Origin of the sequence: Microbacterium sp. LEMMJ01 (genome assembly GCF_002114135.1) — a bacterium.
Taxonomy (GTDB): domain Bacteria; phylum Actinomycetota; class Actinomycetes; order Actinomycetales; family Microbacteriaceae; genus Microbacterium.
This window is the reverse complement of record NZ_NCTV01000025.1, coordinates 57,330-76,610: the sequence shown is the minus strand read 5'-3', so window position 1 is coordinate 76,610 and position 19,281 is coordinate 57,330. Positions and strand designations below refer to the sequence as shown.

The 19,281-nt window shown below is 71.5% G+C and carries 23 protein-coding genes and 1 tRNA gene; 15 read left to right on the top strand and 9 right to left on the bottom strand.

Translation table 11 applies throughout. The annotated features are described in order from the left end of the window. The first annotated feature begins 36 nt into the window (after nucleotides 1–36). Genes B7W94_RS07985 through B7W94_RS07970 form a run of 4 tightly spaced genes read left to right on the top strand, consistent with a single transcriptional unit; the run spans nucleotide 37 to nucleotide 4,033 of the window. Nucleotides 37–888 (top strand): tryptophan 2,3-dioxygenase, encoded by an 852-nt coding sequence (locus tag B7W94_RS07985; RefSeq protein WP_025102508.1) that lies wholly within the window; start codon nucleotides 37–39, stop codon nucleotides 886–888. Further along, nucleotides 888–1,907 carry a hypothetical protein gene (locus B7W94_RS07980; RefSeq protein WP_085605802.1) on the top strand — a complete coding sequence of 340 codons (1,020 nt, stop codon included), beginning with the start codon at nucleotides 888–890 and terminating at the stop codon, nucleotides 1,905–1,907. The genes B7W94_RS07985 and B7W94_RS07980 overlap by 1 nt, the downstream gene beginning before the upstream one ends. 1 nt (nucleotide 1,908) lies before the next feature. Next, entirely contained in the window at nucleotides 1,909–3,222 is a 1,314-nt protein-coding gene (locus B7W94_RS07975) for a kynureninase (RefSeq protein WP_085605800.1), read from the top strand. Next, nucleotides 3,212–4,033 carry a PaaX family transcriptional regulator gene (locus B7W94_RS07970; protein ID WP_085605798.1) on the top strand — a complete coding sequence of 274 codons (822 nt, stop codon included), beginning with the start codon at nucleotides 3,212–3,214 and terminating at the stop codon, nucleotides 4,031–4,033. Before B7W94_RS07975 ends, B7W94_RS07970 begins: the two co-directional genes overlap by 11 nt. Here the strand turns inward: B7W94_RS07970 and B7W94_RS07965 are convergent. Then, nucleotides 4,030–4,521 carry an FBP domain-containing protein gene (locus B7W94_RS07965; RefSeq protein WP_025102512.1) on the bottom strand — a complete coding sequence of 164 codons (492 nt, stop codon included), beginning with the start codon at nucleotides 4,519–4,521 and terminating at the stop codon, nucleotides 4,030–4,032. The two genes, B7W94_RS07970 and B7W94_RS07965, sit on opposite strands and share 4 nt — an antisense overlap. A 292-nt stretch (nucleotides 4,522–4,813) precedes the next feature. On the opposite strand from B7W94_RS07965, the gene B7W94_RS07960 reads away from it, so the two are divergent. Next, nucleotides 4,814–5,161 carry a hypothetical protein gene (locus B7W94_RS07960; RefSeq protein WP_062636841.1) on the top strand — a complete coding sequence of 116 codons (348 nt, stop codon included), beginning with the start codon at nucleotides 4,814–4,816 and terminating at the stop codon, nucleotides 5,159–5,161. Between the two features lie 21 nt (nucleotides 5,162–5,182). Here the strand turns inward: B7W94_RS07960 and B7W94_RS07955 are convergent, their stop codons facing one another. Continuing rightward, complete coding sequence (locus B7W94_RS07955) at nucleotides 5,183–5,584, bottom strand: hypothetical protein (protein WP_085605796.1); 402 nt, start codon at nucleotides 5,582–5,584, stop codon at nucleotides 5,183–5,185. Nucleotides 5,585–5,793: 209 nt separating this feature from the next. On the opposite strand from B7W94_RS07955, the gene B7W94_RS07950 reads away from it, so the two are divergent. Next, complete coding sequence (locus tag B7W94_RS07950) at nucleotides 5,794–5,982, top strand: CsbD family protein (protein WP_370670658.1); 189 nt, start codon at nucleotides 5,794–5,796, stop codon at nucleotides 5,980–5,982. 69 nt (nucleotides 5,983–6,051) lie between these two features. Here the strand turns inward: B7W94_RS07950 and B7W94_RS18110 are convergent, their stop codons facing one another. Further along, a complete protein-coding gene (locus B7W94_RS18110; RefSeq protein ID WP_172400100.1) occupies nucleotides 6,052–6,216 on the bottom strand; it encodes a hypothetical protein in 165 nt (54 codons plus the stop codon). Between the two features lie 121 nt (nucleotides 6,217–6,337). Between B7W94_RS18110 and B7W94_RS07945 the strand changes: the two genes are divergently transcribed. The 6 genes from B7W94_RS07945 to B7W94_RS07920 all read left to right on the top strand — a co-directional run bounded on the left by B7W94_RS07945 (nucleotide 6,338) and on the right by B7W94_RS07920 (nucleotide 11,351). Beyond that, nucleotides 6,338–6,604 carry a DUF7218 family protein gene (locus tag B7W94_RS07945; RefSeq protein ID WP_025102516.1) on the top strand — a complete coding sequence of 89 codons (267 nt, stop codon included), beginning with the start codon at nucleotides 6,338–6,340 and terminating at the stop codon, nucleotides 6,602–6,604. 5 nt (nucleotides 6,605–6,609) lie between these two features. Beyond that, a complete protein-coding gene (locus B7W94_RS07940) occupies nucleotides 6,610–7,686 on the top strand; it encodes a carboxylate-amine ligase (RefSeq protein ID WP_085605794.1) in 1,077 nt (358 codons plus the stop codon). A 38-nt stretch (nucleotides 7,687–7,724) separates the two neighbouring features. Further along, nucleotides 7,725–9,131 (top strand): MFS transporter, encoded by a 1,407-nt coding sequence (locus B7W94_RS07935; RefSeq protein ID WP_025102518.1) that lies wholly within the window; start codon nucleotides 7,725–7,727, stop codon nucleotides 9,129–9,131. Beyond that, entirely contained in the window at nucleotides 9,128–9,997 is an 870-nt protein-coding gene (locus tag B7W94_RS07930; RefSeq protein ID WP_051582153.1) for an endo alpha-1,4 polygalactosaminidase, read from the top strand. Before B7W94_RS07935 ends, B7W94_RS07930 begins: the two co-directional genes overlap by 4 nt. A 104-nt stretch (nucleotides 9,998–10,101) precedes the next feature. Further along, nucleotides 10,102–11,148 (top strand): iron-containing redox enzyme family protein, encoded by a 1,047-nt coding sequence (locus B7W94_RS07925; RefSeq protein WP_025102520.1) that lies wholly within the window; start codon nucleotides 10,102–10,104, stop codon nucleotides 11,146–11,148. Next, nucleotides 11,145–11,351, top strand: coding sequence for a CDGSH iron-sulfur domain-containing protein (locus B7W94_RS07920; RefSeq protein WP_025102521.1), 207 nt, complete (start codon nucleotides 11,145–11,147; stop codon nucleotides 11,349–11,351). The genes B7W94_RS07925 and B7W94_RS07920 overlap by 4 nt, the downstream gene beginning before the upstream one ends. Before the next feature lie 6 nt (nucleotides 11,352–11,357). Here the strand turns inward: B7W94_RS07920 and B7W94_RS07915 are convergent, their stop codons facing one another. Continuing rightward, entirely contained in the window at nucleotides 11,358–12,137 is a 780-nt protein-coding gene (locus B7W94_RS07915; protein WP_085605792.1) for a YggS family pyridoxal phosphate-dependent enzyme, read from the bottom strand. 73 nt (nucleotides 12,138–12,210) lie between these two features. Between B7W94_RS07915 and gabT the strand changes: the two genes are divergently transcribed. After that, nucleotides 12,211–13,554, top strand: a complete 1,344-nt coding sequence (gene gabT, locus B7W94_RS07910) for a 4-aminobutyrate--2-oxoglutarate transaminase (protein ID WP_085605790.1) — start codon at nucleotides 12,211–12,213, stop codon at nucleotides 13,552–13,554. On the opposite strand, the gene B7W94_RS07905 is transcribed toward gabT, so the two are convergent. After that, nucleotides 13,538–14,218, bottom strand: coding sequence for an HAD-IA family hydrolase (locus tag B7W94_RS07905; protein WP_085605788.1), 681 nt, complete (start codon nucleotides 14,216–14,218; stop codon nucleotides 13,538–13,540). The genes gabT and B7W94_RS07905 overlap by 17 nt on opposite strands. A gap of 26 nt (nucleotides 14,219–14,244) precedes the next feature. Here B7W94_RS07905 and B7W94_RS07900 point away from each other — a divergent pair, with 26 nt between their 5' ends. After that, nucleotides 14,245–14,958: a glutamine amidotransferase gene (locus B7W94_RS07900; protein WP_085605787.1), complete on the top strand. Its 714-nt coding sequence runs from the start codon at nucleotides 14,245–14,247 to the stop codon at nucleotides 14,956–14,958. A 65-nt stretch (nucleotides 14,959–15,023) separates the two neighbouring features. Here B7W94_RS07900 and B7W94_RS07895 read toward each other — a convergent pair whose 3' ends face one another. Beyond that, complete coding sequence (locus tag B7W94_RS07895; RefSeq protein ID WP_085605785.1) at nucleotides 15,024–15,569, bottom strand: carboxymuconolactone decarboxylase family protein; 546 nt, start codon at nucleotides 15,567–15,569, stop codon at nucleotides 15,024–15,026. A gap of 122 nt (nucleotides 15,570–15,691) precedes the next feature. Here B7W94_RS07895 and B7W94_RS07890 point away from each other — a divergent pair, with 122 nt between their 5' ends. Next, the gene (locus tag B7W94_RS07890) at nucleotides 15,692–16,543 is read left to right on the top strand and encodes an AraC family transcriptional regulator (RefSeq protein WP_085605783.1); all 852 of its coding nucleotides are present in this window, start codon (nucleotides 15,692–15,694) and stop codon (nucleotides 16,541–16,543) included. A gap of 31 nt (nucleotides 16,544–16,574) precedes the next feature. On the opposite strand, the gene B7W94_RS07885 is transcribed toward B7W94_RS07890, so the two are convergent. From B7W94_RS07885 to B7W94_RS07875, 3 genes are all read right to left on the bottom strand, one after another. Next, nucleotides 16,575–16,645: transfer RNA gene (locus tag B7W94_RS07885), tRNA-Cys, on the bottom strand. Nucleotides 16,646–16,658: 13 nt separating this feature from the next. Next, a complete protein-coding gene (locus tag B7W94_RS07880; RefSeq protein ID WP_085605781.1) occupies nucleotides 16,659–17,906 on the bottom strand; it encodes an aminotransferase class I/II-fold pyridoxal phosphate-dependent enzyme in 1,248 nt (415 codons plus the stop codon). Beyond that, on the bottom strand, nucleotides 17,903–19,258 hold the full coding sequence (locus tag B7W94_RS07875) for an aminotransferase class I/II-fold pyridoxal phosphate-dependent enzyme (protein ID WP_085605779.1): 1,356 nt from the start codon (nucleotides 19,256–19,258) through the stop codon (nucleotides 17,903–17,905). Before B7W94_RS07875 ends, B7W94_RS07880 begins: the two co-directional genes overlap by 4 nt. Nucleotides 19,259–19,281 lie beyond the last annotated feature (23 nt).

Sequence of the window (19,281 nt, the reverse complement as noted above, 5' to 3'; positions counted from 1 at the left end):
CTGTGACGACCGGCACGGAAATGATATGTTCACGAGATGCACACCGAGAACGAACGCGCACTCGAGTCCGGGATCGTCACGGACCTCTCCGGTCGCATGACCTACGGCTCGTACCTCGCGCTCGACCAGCTCCTCACGGCACAGCACCCGGTGAGCGACCCGCAGCACCACGACGAGATGCTGTTCATCATCCAGCATCAGACGACGGAGCTCTGGCTGAAGCAACTGCTGCATGAGCTCAGCTCGGCGCGGGAGCTGCTTGCGGCCGACGACCTGCGCGACGCCCTCAAGCGCATCGCCAGGGTCAAGCGCATCCAGGACGTGATGACGCAGCAGTGGTCGGTGCTCGCGACACTGACCCCGACGGAGTACGCCCAGTTCCGTGGCGCGCTCGGCAACTCGTCCGGCTTCCAGTCGGTGCAGTACCGCGCCGTGGAGTTCGCGCTGGGCAACAAGAACGAGAAGATGCTGAGCGTCTTCCGCGACCACCCCGCGAACCTCGCGCTCCTCACCGCCGAGTGGGAGAAGCCCACGCTGTACGACGAGTTCCTCCGCTACGCCTCGCGCCGCGGCCTCCCCGTCCCGCGCGAGATCCTCGACCGGGACGTGCGGGAGCCGTACCGCGAGACCCCGGCCCTCGTGCCCGCCATCCGCGCGATCTACCAGGACCCGCGCACCCACTGGGACCTCTACGAGGCCTGCGAGGACCTCGTCGACCTCGAGGACAACTTCCAGTTCTGGCGCTTCCGTCACCTCAAGACCGTGTCCCGGACCATCGGGATGAAGGTCGGCACGGGTGGATCGAGCGGCGTCGGCTTCCTGCAGCGCGCCCTCGACCTGACGTTCTTCCCGGAGCTCTACACCGTCCGCACCGAGATCGGCTCCTGATGCTCGCGGCGACGTTCTTCGACGGCGAGCGCTGGCGCGACGGCGTCGTCGGGCTCGGCGCGGACGGGCGCCCCCAGCTCCGCGACGAGGCGCCCTCCCCCGGCACCCCAGCCCTGGTCGGACGCATCGTCGGCGGCTTCACCGACCACCACGTGCATCTGCAACTCGTCGACCACACGCTCCTCGCCTCGTCGTGCCTCGGGCGGGTGGTCGACCTCGGCGGCGACCCGTCGACCGTCGCGTCTATCGCCGTCCACAATGCAGGAGAACTGGCCGACGGAGGCGGCGCCGGCGCGGTTTCGCGCACGGTGGGGCCGGATTCTCCTGAGTTGCGAACCGTCCGGTACGCCGGCGCCTTCCTCACTTCGCCGGGTGGCTACCCCTCGGATCGGGCATGGGCTCCGGCCGGATCGGTGCGGGAGATCGCGGACCCCGCCGGGGCGGCGGCCGCCGTGGCGGAGATGGCGGCGTCGGGCGCGTCCTTCATCAAGGTCGCGAGCAACAGCACCGCCGGCCCGGTCTTCTCCGACGCCCTCTTCCGCGCGATCGTCGAGCTCGCCGTGGCGCACGGCCTCTCCGTCGTCGCCCATGCGGAGGGCACCGGCGAGGCGCAGCGCGTCGTCCGCCTCGGAGCGACGCAGCTCGCGCACGCCCCGTTCACCGAGCGTCTGGATGACGAGGAGATCGCGGAGCAGGCCGTCCGGGCCTCCTGGATCAGCACCCTCGCCATCCACGACCCCGCCGCGAGGGCCATCGCAATCGACAACGTCGCCCGCTTCCATGCCGCCGGCGGCACCGTCCGCTACGGCACCGACATGGGCAACGGCCCGACCCCCGTCGACCTGAACCCCGACGAGGTCCGTGCCCTCCGCACCGCCGGGCTCGACGACGAGCCCCTCCTCCGCGCCCTCGCGCCGGTCGACCCGCTCGATCCCCGCTCTCTCATCCTCCTGCTGCCACCGGGATCCGCCGATCCCCTGGCCGCCCGCCCCCTCACCCCCGCCGACCTGAAGGTGTGACATGACCGACCGCTCCGCCGACACCACCCTCCTCGACGCCGCCCGCGCCCTGGACGCCGCCGACCCGCTCGCCGCGCATCTCGACGCGTTCGTCGAGGCCCCGGGCGTCACCGCCTACCTCGACGGCAACTCGCTCGGGCGTCCGCTGCGCGACGTGCCGGAGAAGCTCGCCGCGTTCGTGCGCGAGGACTGGGGCACCCGCCTCATCCGCTCCTGGGACGAACAGTGGATGGCCCTGCCGATGGAGCTCGGAGACCGCATCGGCGCCATCACCCTCGGCGCGGGCGCGGGGCAGACGGTCGTGTCGGACTCCACGAGCGTCCTGCTGTACAAGCTCATGCGGGGGGCCCTTCGACAGGCTCAGGGACCCAGGGGCAGGACTCAGGGACCCACGGACGCGGCTCAGGGACCCAGGGGCGCGGCTGAGAGACCCGCGGGGCGGACGGAGCTCGTGATCGAGGAGGGGAACTTCCCCACCGACCGGTTCCTCGCCGAGGGCGTCGCGGCGGAGATGGGGGCCACGCTGCGCTGGATCACGCCCGACCCGGTGCACGGCGTCACGGTCGACGACGTCGCCGCCGTGGTCTCCGAACGGACGGCGCTCGTCTCGCTCAGCCACGTCGACTACCGCTCCGGCGCCCTCGCCGACATGCCCGCCATCACCGCCGTCGTCCATGACGCGGGGGCGCTCATGCTGTGGGACCTCTGCCACTCGGCGGGCGTCGTGCCGATGCAGCTCGACGACTGGGGCGTCGACATGGCCGTCGGCTGCACCTACAAGTACCTCAACGGCGGCCCGGGATCGCCCGCGTTCGCCTACCTCCGCCACGACCTGCAGGGCCTGCTGCGGCAGCCGATCCAGGGCTGGTGGAGCGCAGCCGACATCTTCGCCATGGGCCCGGAGTACGTCCCTGCCGACGGCATCCGACAGCTCCTCAGCGGCACGCCGCCGGTGACCTCGATGCTCGCGATGCAGAGCATGATCGACCTCATCGAGCAGTCGGGCATCGACGGCGTGCGCGCGAAGTCGGAGTCGCTCACCGCGCTCGCGGTCCGGGCGTACGACGAGCTGCTCGCGCCCCTGGACGTCCGCCTGCTCAGCCCTCGCGACCCGGCGCGACGCGGCGGACACATCACGATCGGCCACCCCGACTTCCGGGAGGTCACCCGGAGGCTCTGGGCCGACGGCGTCATCCCCGACTTCCGCTTCCCGGATGGGATCCGGCTCGGGCTGTCGCCGCTCAGCACCTCGCACGCCGAGACCGTCGCCGGGGTGCTCGCGGTCAGGGATGCGTTGGAGTCCGGTGTCTCCTGACCCCGCGGCGCCGGTCGTGCTCGATGACATCGACGCCCGCCCCGGCAGCACCGCCTCGCTCCTGCGCACCCTGATCGGCCTGTATCTGCGCCCACTCGGAGGCTGGATCTCGGCCGCCGACCTCGTGGCGCTGGCCGCCGACCTCGGCATCCCCGCCGCTCCCGCCCGGACGGGCATCGCCCGTCTCAAGCAGAAGGGCCTGCTCCTGCCGGAGCGCCGCGACGCCGTCGGCTACCGGCTGAGCCCGGCGGCCGTGCCGATGCTGGAGCGCGGCGACCGCCGGATCTTCCGGATGCAGGAGATGACCGACGACGATCCGTGGTGCCTCGTGTCGTTCTCGATCCCGGAGAGTGCGCGCAGCGTGCGTCATCAACTACGCCGGCGCCTGCAGTGGATCGGCGCCGGCGTCGTCTCCCCTGCTCTGTGGATCTGCCCCGGGCACCTCAGGGCGGAGGCGGAGCAGATCCTCGACGAGCTCGGTGCCCGCCGCTGGGCGACGCTGTTCGACGCGTCGGCCCCCGCCCCGGCCGGCACGCTGGCCGAGGCCGCGGCGGCGTGGTGGGACCTGGACGCGCTGCGCGGCGAGCACGAAGCCTTCCAGGCGTCGCTCGCGGCGCTCCCGGATGCGCCGTTCCCCGCGTACGTGCACCTCATCGACCGCTGGCGGGTGCTGCCCTACACCGATCCGGGACTACCCCCGGCGATGCTGCCGGCCGACTGGCCGGGCGGACGCAGCTTCGAGGCGTTCGCCCGCCTGTCGGCGGCGTGGGCGGCACCCGCCCTCGCGCATGTCCGCGCCGTGACGGCCTAGTCGGTCCGGGCGACCTCGCGCACGAATCCGGTCACGTGCTCCTGCAGCCGCAGGATCCGCATCTCGCGCGCGAGCTCGCGGTCGTACCCCGGATAGGCCAGCGGCGGGAGCTTGCGCACCGCCGCGTTGCAGCCGAACTCCGCGCACGCGAGCACACCGACCGTGTCGCCCTTGCGGCCGGCGGCCCCGGCGCGTCGGGCGACGTACAGCTGCACGTCGTTGCGGAGCGTCACGTCCTCGCACCACGAGCACTGGGCGCGGGCGAGCACGCGCTGCTCGGCGCGCTGCAGCACGACGCCCACGGGCTCGTCGTCGATCCACACGACGACATAGGCGCGCCGGGGCAGCTTCGGGTCGATCCAGCCGAGGTAGTCGAGCCGGTCGAAATCGGTCTCGGCGAAGCCGGGCGGCAGAGTGATGTCGGAGACCTCCTTGCGGGAGGCGTTGCAGAAGGAGGCGCGCAGGGCGCGCTCGTCGATGGGACGCATGAGGGGAAGAGCTTTCGGTGTAATCGCCGGAACGGCGAGACGGATCGGAGGATCACCCGGACGATGCCGGGGTACGACGCAGCACCGGAGACGGGGTTCCGCCTCCGGCCGGTCCTCAGCCTCTGCCTGCGGCGCTGAACGCGCCTGCAGCTCCGCTCCGCGCCCCGAGGGTGCTCATCGACGACAGCACCCGGCGAGCCTACACCCGTTTGTTTCGTCGCGTGTCGGGAGCGCTGCGGGATCCCGACACGATCGACGTACTCTGGCCGGACGCCGATCCGAAGGAGTCCCCGTGTCCACGCCGCTGCACCGCCGTCCGCCCCTCGAGGTGCGTGAGCGTGCGACGTGCATGTGCAGGAACGGCGGCCGCTGCTCCTCGTCGGCCCCCGGCCACGCCCTGCACCTGATCCAGGAGCGCCTCGCGGCGGCGACCCCGGCGCGATGGGCGGATGCGTTCGTGATCGCGGCGGATCCGGTCGCCGGAGACCTCGTCGTCCGCACGCTCGACGGCACCACGCACACGCTGTGGAACGGCTCCGGCGCCGCGCTGGAGGCCGCCATCGGCAGCCCGGTCGCCCTCCACCTCGACTACGCCGTGCTCGCGGTGGGACGCACCCGCTTCAACGTCGCCGTCGTGTGAAGAGGGCCTGATCCCCTCGGGTCAGGCGCTCGCCATCATCATGTCGCGGACCGCCATGCACGCGTTCATGCAGGCCTGGCACGCCTGAGCGCAGAGGCGGCAGACGTCACTGTGATCGGCATGCTGCATGCACTCGTCCATGCACATCTGGCACATCGCGATGCACGCGTCCAGCATCGCCATCATCGTGGCCGGGGTCATCCCCTGCATGCGGAGCATCGATCGCATCATCGTGTGGCACACGTCCGCGCAGTTCATGCACGCGGGGGCGCAGTCCATCTCCTGCGTCGCGCACACCGTGCAGGCCTGCTCGCAGGCGGCACACGCGTCCATACACGCCTGGAGCACCGACATGTCCATCATCGCCATGTCCGGCATCGACTCCATGTTCTTGGACATGGCACCCATCATCATCGCGTCCATCGCACACCGCTCCCTTCGTCCAGGACGACGGGCAGGACACCCGCCTGGCGCCAGGCTAACCCCTGTGCGGGCAGGAGTCGATGGGGGCGGAACGTTGACACGCTCGTCGGTGAATGTCAATCCCGTGGACGGACCGCGACGCCGGTGCGACGCTCGAAGAGCAATCGATCCGTCCAGGAGAGGAGCCTCTTATGAGTGGCGCAGATGACATGAAGAATTCCGCTGAGAAGCTGGGTGGCAAGGTCAAGGAAGGCTTCGGCAAGCTCACCGACAACGAGAAGCTCGAGGCCGAAGGCCAGGCGGATCAGGTGAAGGCCGACGCGAAGCAGGCCGGCGAGAACGTGAAGGACGCCGCGGGCAAGGCCGGCGACAGCGTCAAGGACGCGTTCAACCGCTGATCCCCCACCCGCTGAACCCATGAAGAGGGGGAGGCTCGCCGATGGCGAGCCTCCCCCTCCGCACTCGGGTCAGACCTTGCGGCTGCCGGTGATCGCTCGGATCAGCCAGGCGATCGCGGCGATGGCCAGGAGCACCAGACCGACCCACAGCAGGAACTGGAGCGACTGCACCAGTCCTCCGGTGATCGCGAGGATCACGGCGATGACGATGACGATGATCAGGAGGATGTTCATCGGTCTTTCCCTTCTCTGGGGGCGCGGGCGCCCGACTGCGGTGACCTCACGCTAGACCCGAACCACACCCTCTCTGGAGGGGGTTGACTTGGACCCTCCCGATGCGCGAAGGAGCAGAGCAATGCCAGGACGACGCAACAACTCGCTGAAGGATCCGGAGCTGTACGAAGAGCTCCGCGACGACGGGGCTTCGAAGGAGAAGGCCGCCCGCATCTCGAACGCGGCCGCACGAGACGGCCGCAGCTCGGTCGGCCGCCGCGGCGGGAAGCACGGGGACTACGAGGACTGGACCGTTCCCGAGCTGCGGAAGCGCGCGAAGGAGTTGGGTCTCACCGGCTACAGCGGCAAGCGCAAGGCCGAGCTCATCTCCGAACTGCGAAACCACTGACCCGGATGACGCGCTTCGGGATCGAGGAGGAGTTCCTTCTGCTCGATGAGGATTCGCTCGTCCCCGTCGCCCTCAGCGGTGACATCCTGGAGCGCATCGGCGATGACGTCACCGCCGGACGCGTGACCACCGAGTACCTGGCCTCGCAGGTCGAGGCCCTCACCGATCCGGTACGCACCGGCGCCGAGGCCGTCCAGCAGCTGACGGCGTTGCGCGCGGCCATCGGGAGGCAGGCCCGCGTCCGGCGCGCGATCGCGGCACCGACCGGCGCGCCGTTCACCACTCTCCGCTCGCCGCGCCTCTCGCCGTCGGCGCACTACGACGACGTCGCGCGACGGCTGGCGCACCTCACCCGCGAGCACGAGGTCAACGGCCTGCACGTGCACGTGGAGGTGCCGGACGAGGAGGAGCGGGTCCGTTCCCTGAATCGGCTTCGCGCGTGGCTGCCCCTGCTGCTCGCCCTCAGCACGAACAGCCCGTTCGGCAACGGTCTCGACACGGGTTTCGCGAGCTGGCGGAACATGCTCATCCGCCGACTCCCCTCGTCGTGGTGTCCGCCCCGGTTCGCCGACGTCGACGACTACCGCACGCGCGTGGGCCAGCTCCTCGACCTCGGGACCATCGGCGAGGCGACCTCCCTCTCCTGGGCGGTGCGCCTCTCCGAGCACTACCCGACCGTGGAGGCGCGCGTCGCGGACACGCAGCTCACCGCGGAGGATGCCGTTCTCTCCGCGCTGCTGACCCGCGGGATCGCCCTGTCATCCGGGCAGCGGATCGTCGCCGATGAGACGGAGACGATCGACGCGTCGATCTGGATGGCGTCGCGAGCGGGGATGACGGCCCGCCTCCTGGATCCGCTCACCGGAGAGGTCGCCCCGGCCTGGACTGTGGCGGAGCACCTGCTCGACGACATCGGACCGGTGCTGGACGAGCTCGGCGATGCGGACGCGGTGCGGGCGGGCCTCGCCCGGATACGGGCCGACGGGACCGGCGCGGCACGGCAGCGTGCGGCGCACGCACGGGACGGGCTCCCCGCGCTCCGACGGCTCCTGCAGGAAGGTACCGGAACACCGGCCGCCTGACCGGCCCTCGGGTCCGTCGCCCGGAGTAGGGTCGGCCTGTGTCATCCTTCGCCCCGCTCCAGCGGCTCGTCATCGCGATCGCCGTGCTGGCCTCGTTCGTCACGTTCCTCGACGGGACAGTGGTGAACGTCGCCCTTCCCGCCATCAGCGAGGAGCTCGGCGGCGGGATCACCACGCAGCAGTGGGTCGTCGACGCGTACCTCATCACCCTCAGCGCGCTGATCCTGCTCGCCGGCTCCCTGTCCGACGCCTACGGACGGGTGCTGGTGATGCGGATCGGCCTCATCGCCTTCGGCATCGCGTCCGTCGCGGTCGCCGCCGCGATCGACCCGCTCATGCTCATCGTGGCCCGCGGGGCCCAGGGGGCGGCCGGGGCCCTGCTCGTCCCCAGCTCCCTCGCGCTCATCACCGCGACCATGCGCGGCGACCTGCAGGCGAGGGCCATCGGCGTCTGGACCGCCTTCACCACGGCCGCTCAACTGGTCGGTCCGCTGCTCGGCGGGCTCTTCGTCGACTTCCTGTCCTGGCGCTTCGTCTTCCTCATCAACGTCCTCCCCATCGGGGTGACGCTGGTGCTGCTCGCCCGCCTGCATCTGCCGGAGCACCCGCGGGGCGTCCGCGTGGACTGGTGGAGCGGTGTACTGTGCGCGCTGGGGCTGGGCGCCATCGTCTTCGCCCTCATCGAGCAGCCGAACCTCGGGTGGGCCTCCCCCGCGATCTGGATCCCCGCCGTGGCCGGGGCCGCGCTCTTCGCCGTCTTCCTGTGGCGCCAGGGCCGCTCGGCCACGCCGCTCATGCCGCTCTGGCTGTTCCGGGTGCGCGACTTCGGGTGGGGCAACCTCGCCACGCTGTTCGTGTACGCCGCGCTCTCCCTCAACGGCTTCGTCGTCGGCGTCTACCTCCAGCAGGGGGCGGGACTGAGCGCGACGGCGGCGGGGCTCGCGAGCCTGCCGATGACGATCCTCATGATCCTGCTGAGCTCCCGTGCCGGCGGGTGGGCAGGGCGCTGGGGCCCGCGCATCTTCATGACCGTCGGGCCGCTGATCATGGCCGTCGGAGCGCTGATGCTGCTGACCGTGAACGCCGCCTTCGACTACTGGGCGCAGGTGCTCCCCGCCATGATCGTGATGGGCCTCGGCCTGTCGCTCACCGTCGCCCCGCTGACGGCCGCGATCCTCGGCGCCATCGATGAGAACCACTCCGGCATCGCCTCCGCCGTGAACAACGCCGTCTCCCGCGTCGCCGGTCTGCTCGTGGTCGCGATGCTGTCGACCATCGTCGGCGGCACCCTCGACCTCGGCGGGTTCCACAACGCGGCCTGGGTCACGGCGGCGCTCCTCGTGCTCGGCGGCGTCGTGTCGTGGATCGGGATCCGCCGGAACCCCTCGGAGGCCGCGGCCCCGCCCGCCGACGCCCCCGCGCAGCCGACGCCTCAGCCGCGATGAGCCTCCCCCGTCCCCCGCGCGGTCGAAGCAGCATACGCGTCTCCCTGGCGCCGGCGGCCCTCGTCGCGGTCGGGATCCTCGCCCTCTCCGCCTGCACCGCTCCGTCCGCTCTCCCCGCGGAGGGAACGGCGCCGTCGGCCGCGGTCGCGCTGCCTCCGACCGCCGCCCTCCCGGACTACCAGCTCGGCGGCGCGTACGATCCGGCCGAGGGTGTGGGCATCGTCGGGCGAGACCGCAGCGCGGAGCCGGCTGCCGGCCTCTATTCCGTCTGCTACGTCAACGGCTTCCAGACCCAGCCGGGCGAGCTCGCCGAGTGGCCCGATGGCCTGCTCCTGCACGACGGTGACGAGGTGGTCTTCGATCCCGACTGGCCCGACGAGGCCCTCCTGGACACCACCAGCGCGGCACAGCGGTCCCGCATCGCCGAGATCGTGATCCCGTGGATCGAGGGCTGTGCGGACTCCGGCTTCCAGGCGGTCGAGTTCGACAACCTCGACTCGTTCTCGCGCGCGGACGGCGCCCTGACCCTGGACGACAACCTCGCCCTCGCAGAGCTCTTCGTCGACGCGGCGCACGGCGTCGGGCTCGCCGCCGGGCAGAAGAACGCGGCGGAACATGCGGACGCCCTGAAGGAGCGCGCGGGCTTCGACTTCGCCGTCACGGAGGAGTGCGCCGCCTACGCGGAGTGCGGCGCGTACACCGCGGTCTACGGGCCGCACGTGATCGACATCGAGTACACGGATCAGCTCCCTCGGCCGTTCGCGGAGCTGTGCGCCGACCCGGACACCCCGGCGTCGACAGTGCTCCGCGATCGCGACCTCGTCACTCCGGACGAGGAGGGGTACGTGTTCGCCGGGTGCCCGTGACGGCGGGCGCGCTTGCCTGCCGAGCGCCTCGGCGTCAAGTCCCTGGTGGTCTCCGCTCGCGCGGGTGAGGATGCGGGTGATCGATCCGATGGGAGCCCCTCCTCATGACCGTTTCCACCCTCGACGCCGACACCGCCGTCGCCTTCTCGCCGCGCGGCCCCCTGTCGAGCGCCGCCCTCGGTGTCCTCACGGGTCGCGGTGACGACGCCGCCACCCTCCCCGATCTCGCCGCCACAGCCGTCGCCGCGAGCGACGACGTGGTCAGGGACGACGACATCCAGCTCGCCCTGTTCGTCCTCTACGCGTCCTCCTACGGCTCGCTTCCGCAGCTGGATGCGAGTCTCGAGTGGGACGCCGGGGTGGTCACGGCACGCCGTATCCTCGAGGACGCCTTCGAGGCCGCACTGCGTGACACCATGCCGGTGCCCGAGCTTCCCGAACCCACGGTCGACGCCGTGGGTCGCGCCCTGTTCGCCCTCGCTGCAGCGGACACCGGCCCCAGCCTGTCGCGCCACATCGCCAGGAAGGCCACCCGTGAGCAGGCCGAGGAGTCCCTGATCCTGCGATCGGTGTACACGCTGCGGGAGGCCGATCCGCATTCGTGGGCGATTCCGCGGCTGACCGGGCGCCCCAAGGCCGCGCTCGTGGAGATCCAGTCGGACGAGTACGGCGGCGGCCGCCCGCAGCGGGTGCATGCGGAGCTCTACGCCCGAGCGCTGCGCGCCGCAGGACTCGACGACACGTACGGCGCCTATGTCGACGACGCCCCGGCGATCACACTCGCCTCGCACAACATGATGAGCTTGTTCGGACTCAACCGCCGGCTCGTCGGCGCCATCGTCGGCCACCTCGCCGCCTACGAGATGACCTCGTCGATCCCCTGCCGGTTCTACGCCGACGGCCTGCACCGGCTGGGGTTCGCCGACGAGGTCGCCGCGTACTTCGAGGAGCATGTGGAGGCCGACGCGGTACACGAGCAGATCGCCGCCCGTGACCTCGCGGGCAGCCTCGCCGAGGACCGTCCGGAACTGCTGGCGGACATCCTGTTCGGCGCGGCCGCGTGCCTCACGGTCGACGGCTGGGCCGGAGCCCACACCCTCGACGCCTGGACCGAGGGCCGCTCGGCACTGCGGGAGAGGACGACCGCATGAGCGGCCGGGACGAACCGGTCACGGTCACCGCGTACCCCGACGGCCCGCTGCTCGTGCGCGGTGAGATCGAGCTGCACGCGAGCGACGGCACGGTGATCGACCCGCGCCGACGCACCGTGGCCCTGTGCCGCTGCGGGCTCTCCGCGCTCAAGCCCTTCTGCGACGGCACACACAAGGCGGCCGGCTTCCGCACCGAGGACTGAGCGGGGTCAACCCTCCGGCCAGTAGTGACTGTCGGGGACGGCACGCGCACCGAAGATCGCCTGCCCGACCCGCACGCACGTCGCCCCCTCCTCGACGGCGATCTCATAGTCTCCGGACATGCCCATCGAGAGGGCGCCGTCGCCGATGAGCTCGGGGGTCTCCTCGCGCGCCCTGTCCCGAAGAGTGCGCAGCAGCGCGAAGCACTCCCGCACCCGGGCGTCGTCCGGTGTGAGCAGCGCGAGCGTCATCAGCCCGCGGACACGGAGGGCACCGTAGGACGGCAGGGCCTTCAGGAAGCCCGGAAGCTCGTCGGGCGGCATCCCGAACTTCGAGTCCTCGGCCGAGGTGTTCACCTGCACGTACACGTCGAGGCTGCGCCCTGCGGCCAGCAGGCGCCGGTCCAGGGCTTCGGCGACCCGGAGCCGGTCGAGCGCCTGGAACTCCGCGGCGAACGAGGCGACGTCCCTGGCCTTGTTCGTCTGCAGATGGCCGATGACCACCCAGTCCACGTCGAGATCGGCCGTCTCCCGGTTCTTCCGCACGGCTTCCTGCACCTTGTTCTCCCCGAGGCGACGCAGCCCCGCGCCGATGGCCACCCGCACCCGCTCGGTCGGGACGGTCTTGCTCACCGGGAGCAGGTGCACCGCACCGGGTTCCCGTCCCGCACGCTCGGCGGCGGCGTCGATACGGGCGCGGACGGCGGCGAGGTTGGCACGGAAATCCGCGGCGGTGACGGCCGTCGGGTAGCGCGCGGCGCCGTCTCCGACAGGCTCAGACTTTGACATAGGTCAAAATCTAACATAGCTTCGGGACCACGTCGCGCGCCCGCCGACACCCCCTTCGCGAAGGAGCCCTCTCATGTCCGCACCCGGCCTGTTCTCCGACACCGCACTGACGGCTCCGTGCCTGCGCACCGAGATCCCAGGGCCGCGGAGCCGGGCGCTCCACGAGCGCCGGCGACGGGTCGTCCCCCGCGGCGTCGGCAGCGTGCTCCCCGTCTACATCGAGCACGCCGACGGCCCCTGGGTCACCGACGTCGACGGCAACCGCTTCCTCGACCTCGGCAGCGGCATCGGCGTGACGACGATCGGCCACACCAACCTCGCCGCCGTCACCGCCGCGGCCGAGCAGCTCGATCGGGTCACGCATACGCTCTTCACCGTCACCCCGTACGAGGGCTACGTGCGCCTCGCGGAGCTGCTCGCGGAGAAGGTGCCCGGCACCCACGAGACCCGCACGGCCTTCGCGAACTCCGGCGCCGAAGCCGTCGAGAACGCGGTGAAGATCGCCCGGAGACACACGGGACGGCGCGCTGTCGCCGCCCTCGACCACGCGTTCCACGGGCGCACCAACCTCGCGCTCGCCATGAACCACAAGGCGGCGCCGTACGGAACCGGGTTCGGCCCGTTCGCTCCCGACATCCACCGTGTCCCCAATTCCTATCCCTACCGGGACGGCCTCGACGGGACGGAGGCCGCGGCGCGCACGATCGCCCATCTCGAACAGCGCATCGGCGTCCACGACCTCGCCGCCGTCATCGCCGAGCCCGTCCAGGGCGAGGGCGGCTTCGTCGTCCCTGCCGCGGGCTACCTGCCGACCCTGCAGGAGTGGTGCACGCGGAACGGCGTGGTGTTCATCGCCGACGAGATCCAGACGGGCCTCGGGCGCACCGGGACATGGTTCGCGAGCACGCACTTCGACCTCGTTCCGGACCTCGTGCTCACGGCGAAGGGCATCGCCGGCGGGTTGCCCCTGGCCGGGGTGACCGGTCGCGCCGAGATCATGGACGCACCCGACCCGGGCGGCCTCGGCGGCACGTTCGGCGGAAACCCGGTCTCGATCGCCGCCGCCCTCGCGGTGTTCGACGAGCTGGAGCACGGGACCTTCTTCGCGGACGCCCGGCGGATCGGCGCGCACCTGTCCGCGCGGCTCGAGGGCCTGCGCGCCCGTCACGCCGTCGTCGGCGACGTCCGTGGGATCGGTGCCATGCAGGCCTTCGAGCTGAGCACCCCTGGCACGACGCGACCGCTGGCCGGGGCCGCCTCCATGGTCGCGGAGTTCGCCGCCCAGCGCGGCATCCTGCTGCTCACCGCGGGCAGCGACGGCAACGTGATCCGCTTCCTGCCGACGCTCACGACGACGGACGAGCAGCTCGACGTCGCGGTGGACGTCATCGACGAGGCCCTCAGCGCGCTCCGCTGAGCACTCGCAGGTACAGCGCCTCGCCGCTCCAGCGCACACGGGCGAGGTCGTGCACGATCAGGTCGGGGTGGGCCGCCGCAGAGCCGGCGCCCACTCCGACCACGAGCCCCGCCCCGGCCGCCCGCGCCGCACGGATCCCCGGTGCCGAGTCCTCGAAGACCACGCAGTCCCGCGGGTCCCGCCCGAGCAGACGCGCGGCGCGGAGGTAGGGGTCGGGAGCGGGCTTGCCGCGGTCCACGTCTTCGGCGGCCACGAGCAGGGCGGGTGCCGGGATGCCCGCACCCCGCATCCGCGCGGTCGCGACCGCCCTGTTGCTGCTCGTCGCAACCGCCCAGAGCTCGGACGGCAGCGCAGCGAGCAGGGCAGCGGCCCCCGGGATCCCGGTGGTCGCCGGGGCGACGGCGAGCTCTCGCGCGAGGAGATCGACGGTCGCCTCGGCGGCCCGCTCCGGCCCGACGATCGCCGCGACCACCTCACTCGGTCGCATGCCGTGCGGGGCGTCTCGGAGGAAGTCGAATCCCGGGGCGTACCGGCGGGCCCAGGCATCCCACGCGATCGCCGCCGAGGGGACCGAATCCACCAGCACGCCATCGCAGTCGAACAGGACCCCCGCGGCGTGCACGATCACTTCGGAGCCCTGAACCTCCTGTGCTATTTTTGGCATAGGTCAAATCTATCCGAGGAGAGTGCATGTCCGCGTCCCGCACGCCCCGCACGGCCGTCGCCGTTCGCCACGTCCCCTTCGAAGACCTCGGGATCCTCGCTCCTCTGCTGGCGGAGCGCGGTTACGAGACCACCCTCCTCGATGCCGGCATCGACGAACTCGACGCAGACGCCGTCGCCGGAGCCGACCTGCTCATCGTCCTCGGCGGTCCGATCGGGGTGTACGACGACGATCGCTACCCGTTCCTGCGCTCCTCGAAGGCCGCCGTCGCGGCGCGACTCGACAGCGGCGGCGCCACGCTCGGCGTCTGCCTCGGCGCGCAGCTCCTCGCCGAATCCCTGGGCGCAGCGGTCCGGCCGACCGGCGCGGTCGAGATCGGCTTCGGTCCGCTCACGCTGACGCCCGAGGGCCGGGAGTCGGTCCTGGCCCCGCTCGACGGCGAGCCCGTGCTGCACTGGCACGGGGACGAGTTCGCGATCCCCGCCGGGGCGCAGTCCCTGGCGCACACCCCGGGCTTCCCGCATCAGGCCTTCGCGGTGGGGCGCACTCTCGGCCTCCAGTTCCACCTGGAAGCCGACCACCGCGTCATCGAGCGCTGGCTCATCGGCCACGCCCATGAACTGCATCACCACGGCATCGATCCGCGGGTGATCCGGGAGCAGGCACGCACCCTCGGCCCCCGGCTCGAGACGCTCGCCACCCGCGTCCTCACCGACTGGCTGGATGCGGTCGAGGCCTAGCGAGCCGGCCGGGGCAGCGGAAGAGGCCGGACCCCCAGCGAATCCGGCCCCTGCTCCCCTCGACCTCAGGCGGCGCGACGCAGCGGCACCGTCGGGAAGTCGATCGGCACGTCGAGCGCGATGTTCACGTAGTTCGTGAAGAGGTTCAGCGCGACCTGGCCGATGGTCTCGACGATCTGCTCGTCGTTCCAGCCGTGCGCGCGGAGGGCGTCGACATCGGCCGAGGTCACCTGGCCGCGCTCGTCGACGAGCTTGAGAGCGAAGGCCAGCAGCGCCGCGGTGCGGGGATCCTCGGAGGTGCCATCCTGGGCGGCGGCGAGCACCTCGGTCGAGAGGCCGGCCTTCTTGCCGAGCGCGGTGTGCGCGGCGAGGCAGTACCCGCACGAGTTCCGGTTCGCGACGGCGACGGCGATCTGCTCACCCAGGGCCGCACCGAGCGTGCCCCCACCGTAGGCGCCGAACGCGCTCCACATGCTGGTCAGGGCCGCAGGCGAGTTCGCGACCGCGCGGAACATGGCGGGGACGGCGCCGAAGGCGGAGCCGATCTGCTCGAGCTGGTCCTTGACGGGGCCGGTAGCGGTCTCACGGTCGACGAGAGGGACGTTGGGCATGGGATGCTCCTTTGTTTCGAGACGAGCCGGGTTCGGCTTCCCCTTCAGTCTTCCGCGGCAGTGAGTACGATACGTATCATTTGATCTTGCATTCATGACACATCGTCCAGAAGAATGGAGGAATGCCGCCGCTCGACCGCCTCACCCCGTTGCTCGACCGCTTCCGAGTGCGCAGTCGCCTGTTCCACACCGGACCGCTCTGCGGCACCACGGTCTTCGCGGCGAGCGCCGGCCACGGCTTCCTCCACGTGCTGCGGCGCGGCGAGATGGAGGTGACGCATCAGCGCCCGGACGGACGCATCGAGCGCGAGACCATCACCCGCCCGAGCCTGTTGTTCTTCCCCCGCCCGATCGATCACACCTTCCTCAACGCCCCGACCGAGGAGTCCGACTTCGCCTGCGCCACGATCGATTTCGACGGCGGGGCCACCCACCCGCTCGTGCGCACCCTCCCCTCCGTGATCGTCCTGCCGCTCGACGAGGTGTCCACCCTCGCGCCTGCGCTCGACCTCCTCTTCGCCGAGGTCGACAACGTGCGCTGCGGTCGCCCCCTGCTCGCCGACCGGATGTTCGAGGTCGTGCTCATCCAGCTCTTCCGCTGGATGCTCGACCACTCCGGCGAGCTGGCGCTTCCCCCGGGACTGCTGCCCGGACTCTCGGACGAGCGTCTGGCACCCGCGCTCGTGGCGATGCACGAAGCACCCGGCGAGCCCTGGAACCTCGACACGCTCGCGCGCACCGCGGCCATGTCGCGCAGTGCCTTCGCCGCCCGCTTCAAAGAGGTCGTCGGCCGCGCGCCGGGCGACTACCTGACGGAGTGGCGGCTCACGATCGCCCAGGAGCAGCTGCGTGCCGGCATGTCGGTGAGCGCGGTCGCCGCCGATCTGGGCTACGCCAGCGCGTCGGCGTTCTCCCGCGCGTTCGCCCAGCGGCTCGGCCGTTCGCCGCGCGCCTGGCTCGGCCTCGCGGCCTGAACTCACCCGCCGGCCGCGGGTGTCCTCTCAGAGGTGGAGGCAGGAATCGAACCTGCGTACACGGTCTTGCGGACCGCGACCTGGCCACTCGGTCACTCCACCGGGTCAGGTGTCCTCACGCGCCCGGCGGCGAGTACCCCTGCAGGAACCTGCCGAAGCGCTGCACGGCGTCGACGAGGACCTCGGTCTCGGGCAGGAAGGCGACGCGCACGTGGTCGGAATCCGCGCCGTTGAAGGCCCGCCCGTGCACCAGGAGGATGCGCTCCGCATCGAGGAGGTCGAGCACCAGGCGCTCGTCGTCCTGGATGCCGTAGACCTCCGGATCGAGCCGCGGGAAGAGGTAGAGCCCACCACCGGCCTCCTGCACCTCGACACCGGGGATCTCCCGCAGCGCCGCCGTCGCCGCGTCGCGCTGCACCGTCAGACGCCCCTCCTCCGCGACGAGGGCGTCGAGCGACGTGTCGTGCTCCAGCGCCGCCGTGATCGCATGCTGCGCCGGTACGGACGCGCACATCCGCATCGAGGCGAGCAGCCGCACTCCGGAGAGGAAGGCGTCATCTGCGGCGAACCCTGTCGTGAGCGCCCAGGCCGCCCGATATCCGGCGACGCGGTGCGTCTTCGACAGTCCGGCGAAGGTCACACACGGCACGTCGGGCGCGACCTGCGCCGTGGAGAGGTGCGTGAAGCCCGGGTACACGACGCGGTCGTAGATCTCGTCCGAGAGCAGGAGCAGTCCGTGACGACGGGCGAGGTCGGCGATGCCCTCCAGCGTCGCGCGGTCGTACACCGCCCCGGTCGGGTTGTTCGGGTTGATGATGACGATGGCCACCGTGCGCGGTCCGATCGCCGCAGCCATGGCCTCGAGGTCGGGACGCCAGCCGGCTTCCTCGACGCAGGGGTAGTGGACCGGCTCTCCTCCGGCGAGGACGGTCGAAGCCGTCCACAGCGGATAGTCGGGGCTCGGGACGAGCACCTCGTCCCCCGGTTCCAGGAGCGCCTGCAGGGTGAGGCCCACGAGCTCGGACACCCCGTTGCCGACGGTCACCGCATCGATCCCCAGGGCCGGGAATCCGGGTCGGCGCGCATAGTGCGCGCGAATCGCCTCGCGCGTCTCCGGCAGACCAGGGGACTCGGAGTAGCCGTGGGCACGTGGAAGCGCCGCTCGCAGCGCCTCCACGATGACCGGCGGCGCCTCGAAGCCGAACGGGGCGGGATTGCCGATGTTCAGGCGGAGGATCTGCTCGCCGCGGGCCTCCAGCTCTGCGGCCCGTTCCGCCACCGGACCGCGCAGGTCGTAGAGCACGCCGTCCAGTCGCGACGACCGCCCGACCCGGAAGACACCCGCCGTCTCGCCCTGCGTCACGCGCCCTCCTCGGTCGAGGCCGGTCCGGCGGCTGCGGCGACATCGTCGGCGAGGCGGCGCAGCTCCGCGTCGTCGAGATCGTGCACGGTCACCCGCACGTGGCGCCCCCCGGCGGATTCGTCCTCCAGGGTGAACTCGGAACCCGGACGGACGAGCCAGCCACGGCGCGCCAGCCGATCCGCGACCACGCCGGCGTCGTCGCGGACGTCGACCCACACGTTCAGGCCGCTCTCCCCGGAGGCTTCCACCCCGCGGGCGGCGAGGAGCGCCACGAAGGACCGGTTGCGGGCCACGTAGCGGGCGCCCGCCGTCGCGATGAGCCGATGGACCTCCTCGTCACGGAGCATGGCCGCGGCGAGCTGCTGCATGACATGGCTCACCCACATCGTCCCGGGGCTGAGCCGGAGGGCGAGCCGCTCCGCCGTGACCGGGTCCGAGGCCGTCACCGCCAGGCGCATGTCCGGCCCGAGGAACTTCGACACCGACCGCACGAGGGCCCAGCGTTCGTGCGCCGGGCCGATGATGCTCGCGTAGGGCGTGGGGGCGAGCAGGGAGAAGTGGTCGTCCTCAATCACGAGGACATGCGGATGGGGCGCGAGCACCTCCTGCAGTTCCGCAGCGCGGGCGGCGCTGGTGCTGACCCCGGTGGGGTTGTGCGCACGGGGCGTGCAGACGATCGCGCGCACGCCGGCCTCCAGGGCCTCGCGCACTCCCTCCACGGTCAGCCCCTCCTCGTCGACCGGGATGGCGACGGGCGTGTACCCGGCCAGCCGCGCGGTCTGGATGCTGGAGAGGAAGCAGGGGTCTTCGAGGCCCACCCGGTCGCCGTGCACGAGCGTCTGGGCGAGCAGCCGCTCCACCGCGTCGACGGCGCCCGCGGTGACCGAGAGCCGGAAGGGGCGCGGCTGGTCCTCTGCGATCCAGCGCGTCGCCCACTCGGCGAGTTCGGCGTCGATCACCGACTCGCCGTAGAGGACGGATCGGGGATGCACCGTCGCGAGGGCCGCGGCGAGATCGGGCAGCAGGGCCGCCTGGGGGTTCCCACTGGCGATGTCACGCAGGGCCGTTCCGGGCGTGAAGCCCTCATCCGGCGTGGCAGCCGGTCCGAGCACCGTCGTGCCGGTGCGCCCGCCGGTGGTCGCAATGCGCGCCGTCACGAGGGAGCGATAGGCCGCGAGCACGGTGTTGCGATTGACGCCGAGGCGCTGTGCGAGGGTGCGGACAGGCGGGAGGCGGTCGCCGGCGACGAGGGCTCCCCGTTCGACGAGGTCGCGCACGCTCTCGGAGATCTCGGCGGCGGTGACACCGCTGATCGCATCGGTCTCGCCGTCTCTGCTCTCCGCCGTACCCATGACTCGACGGTAGGGGAGATTTT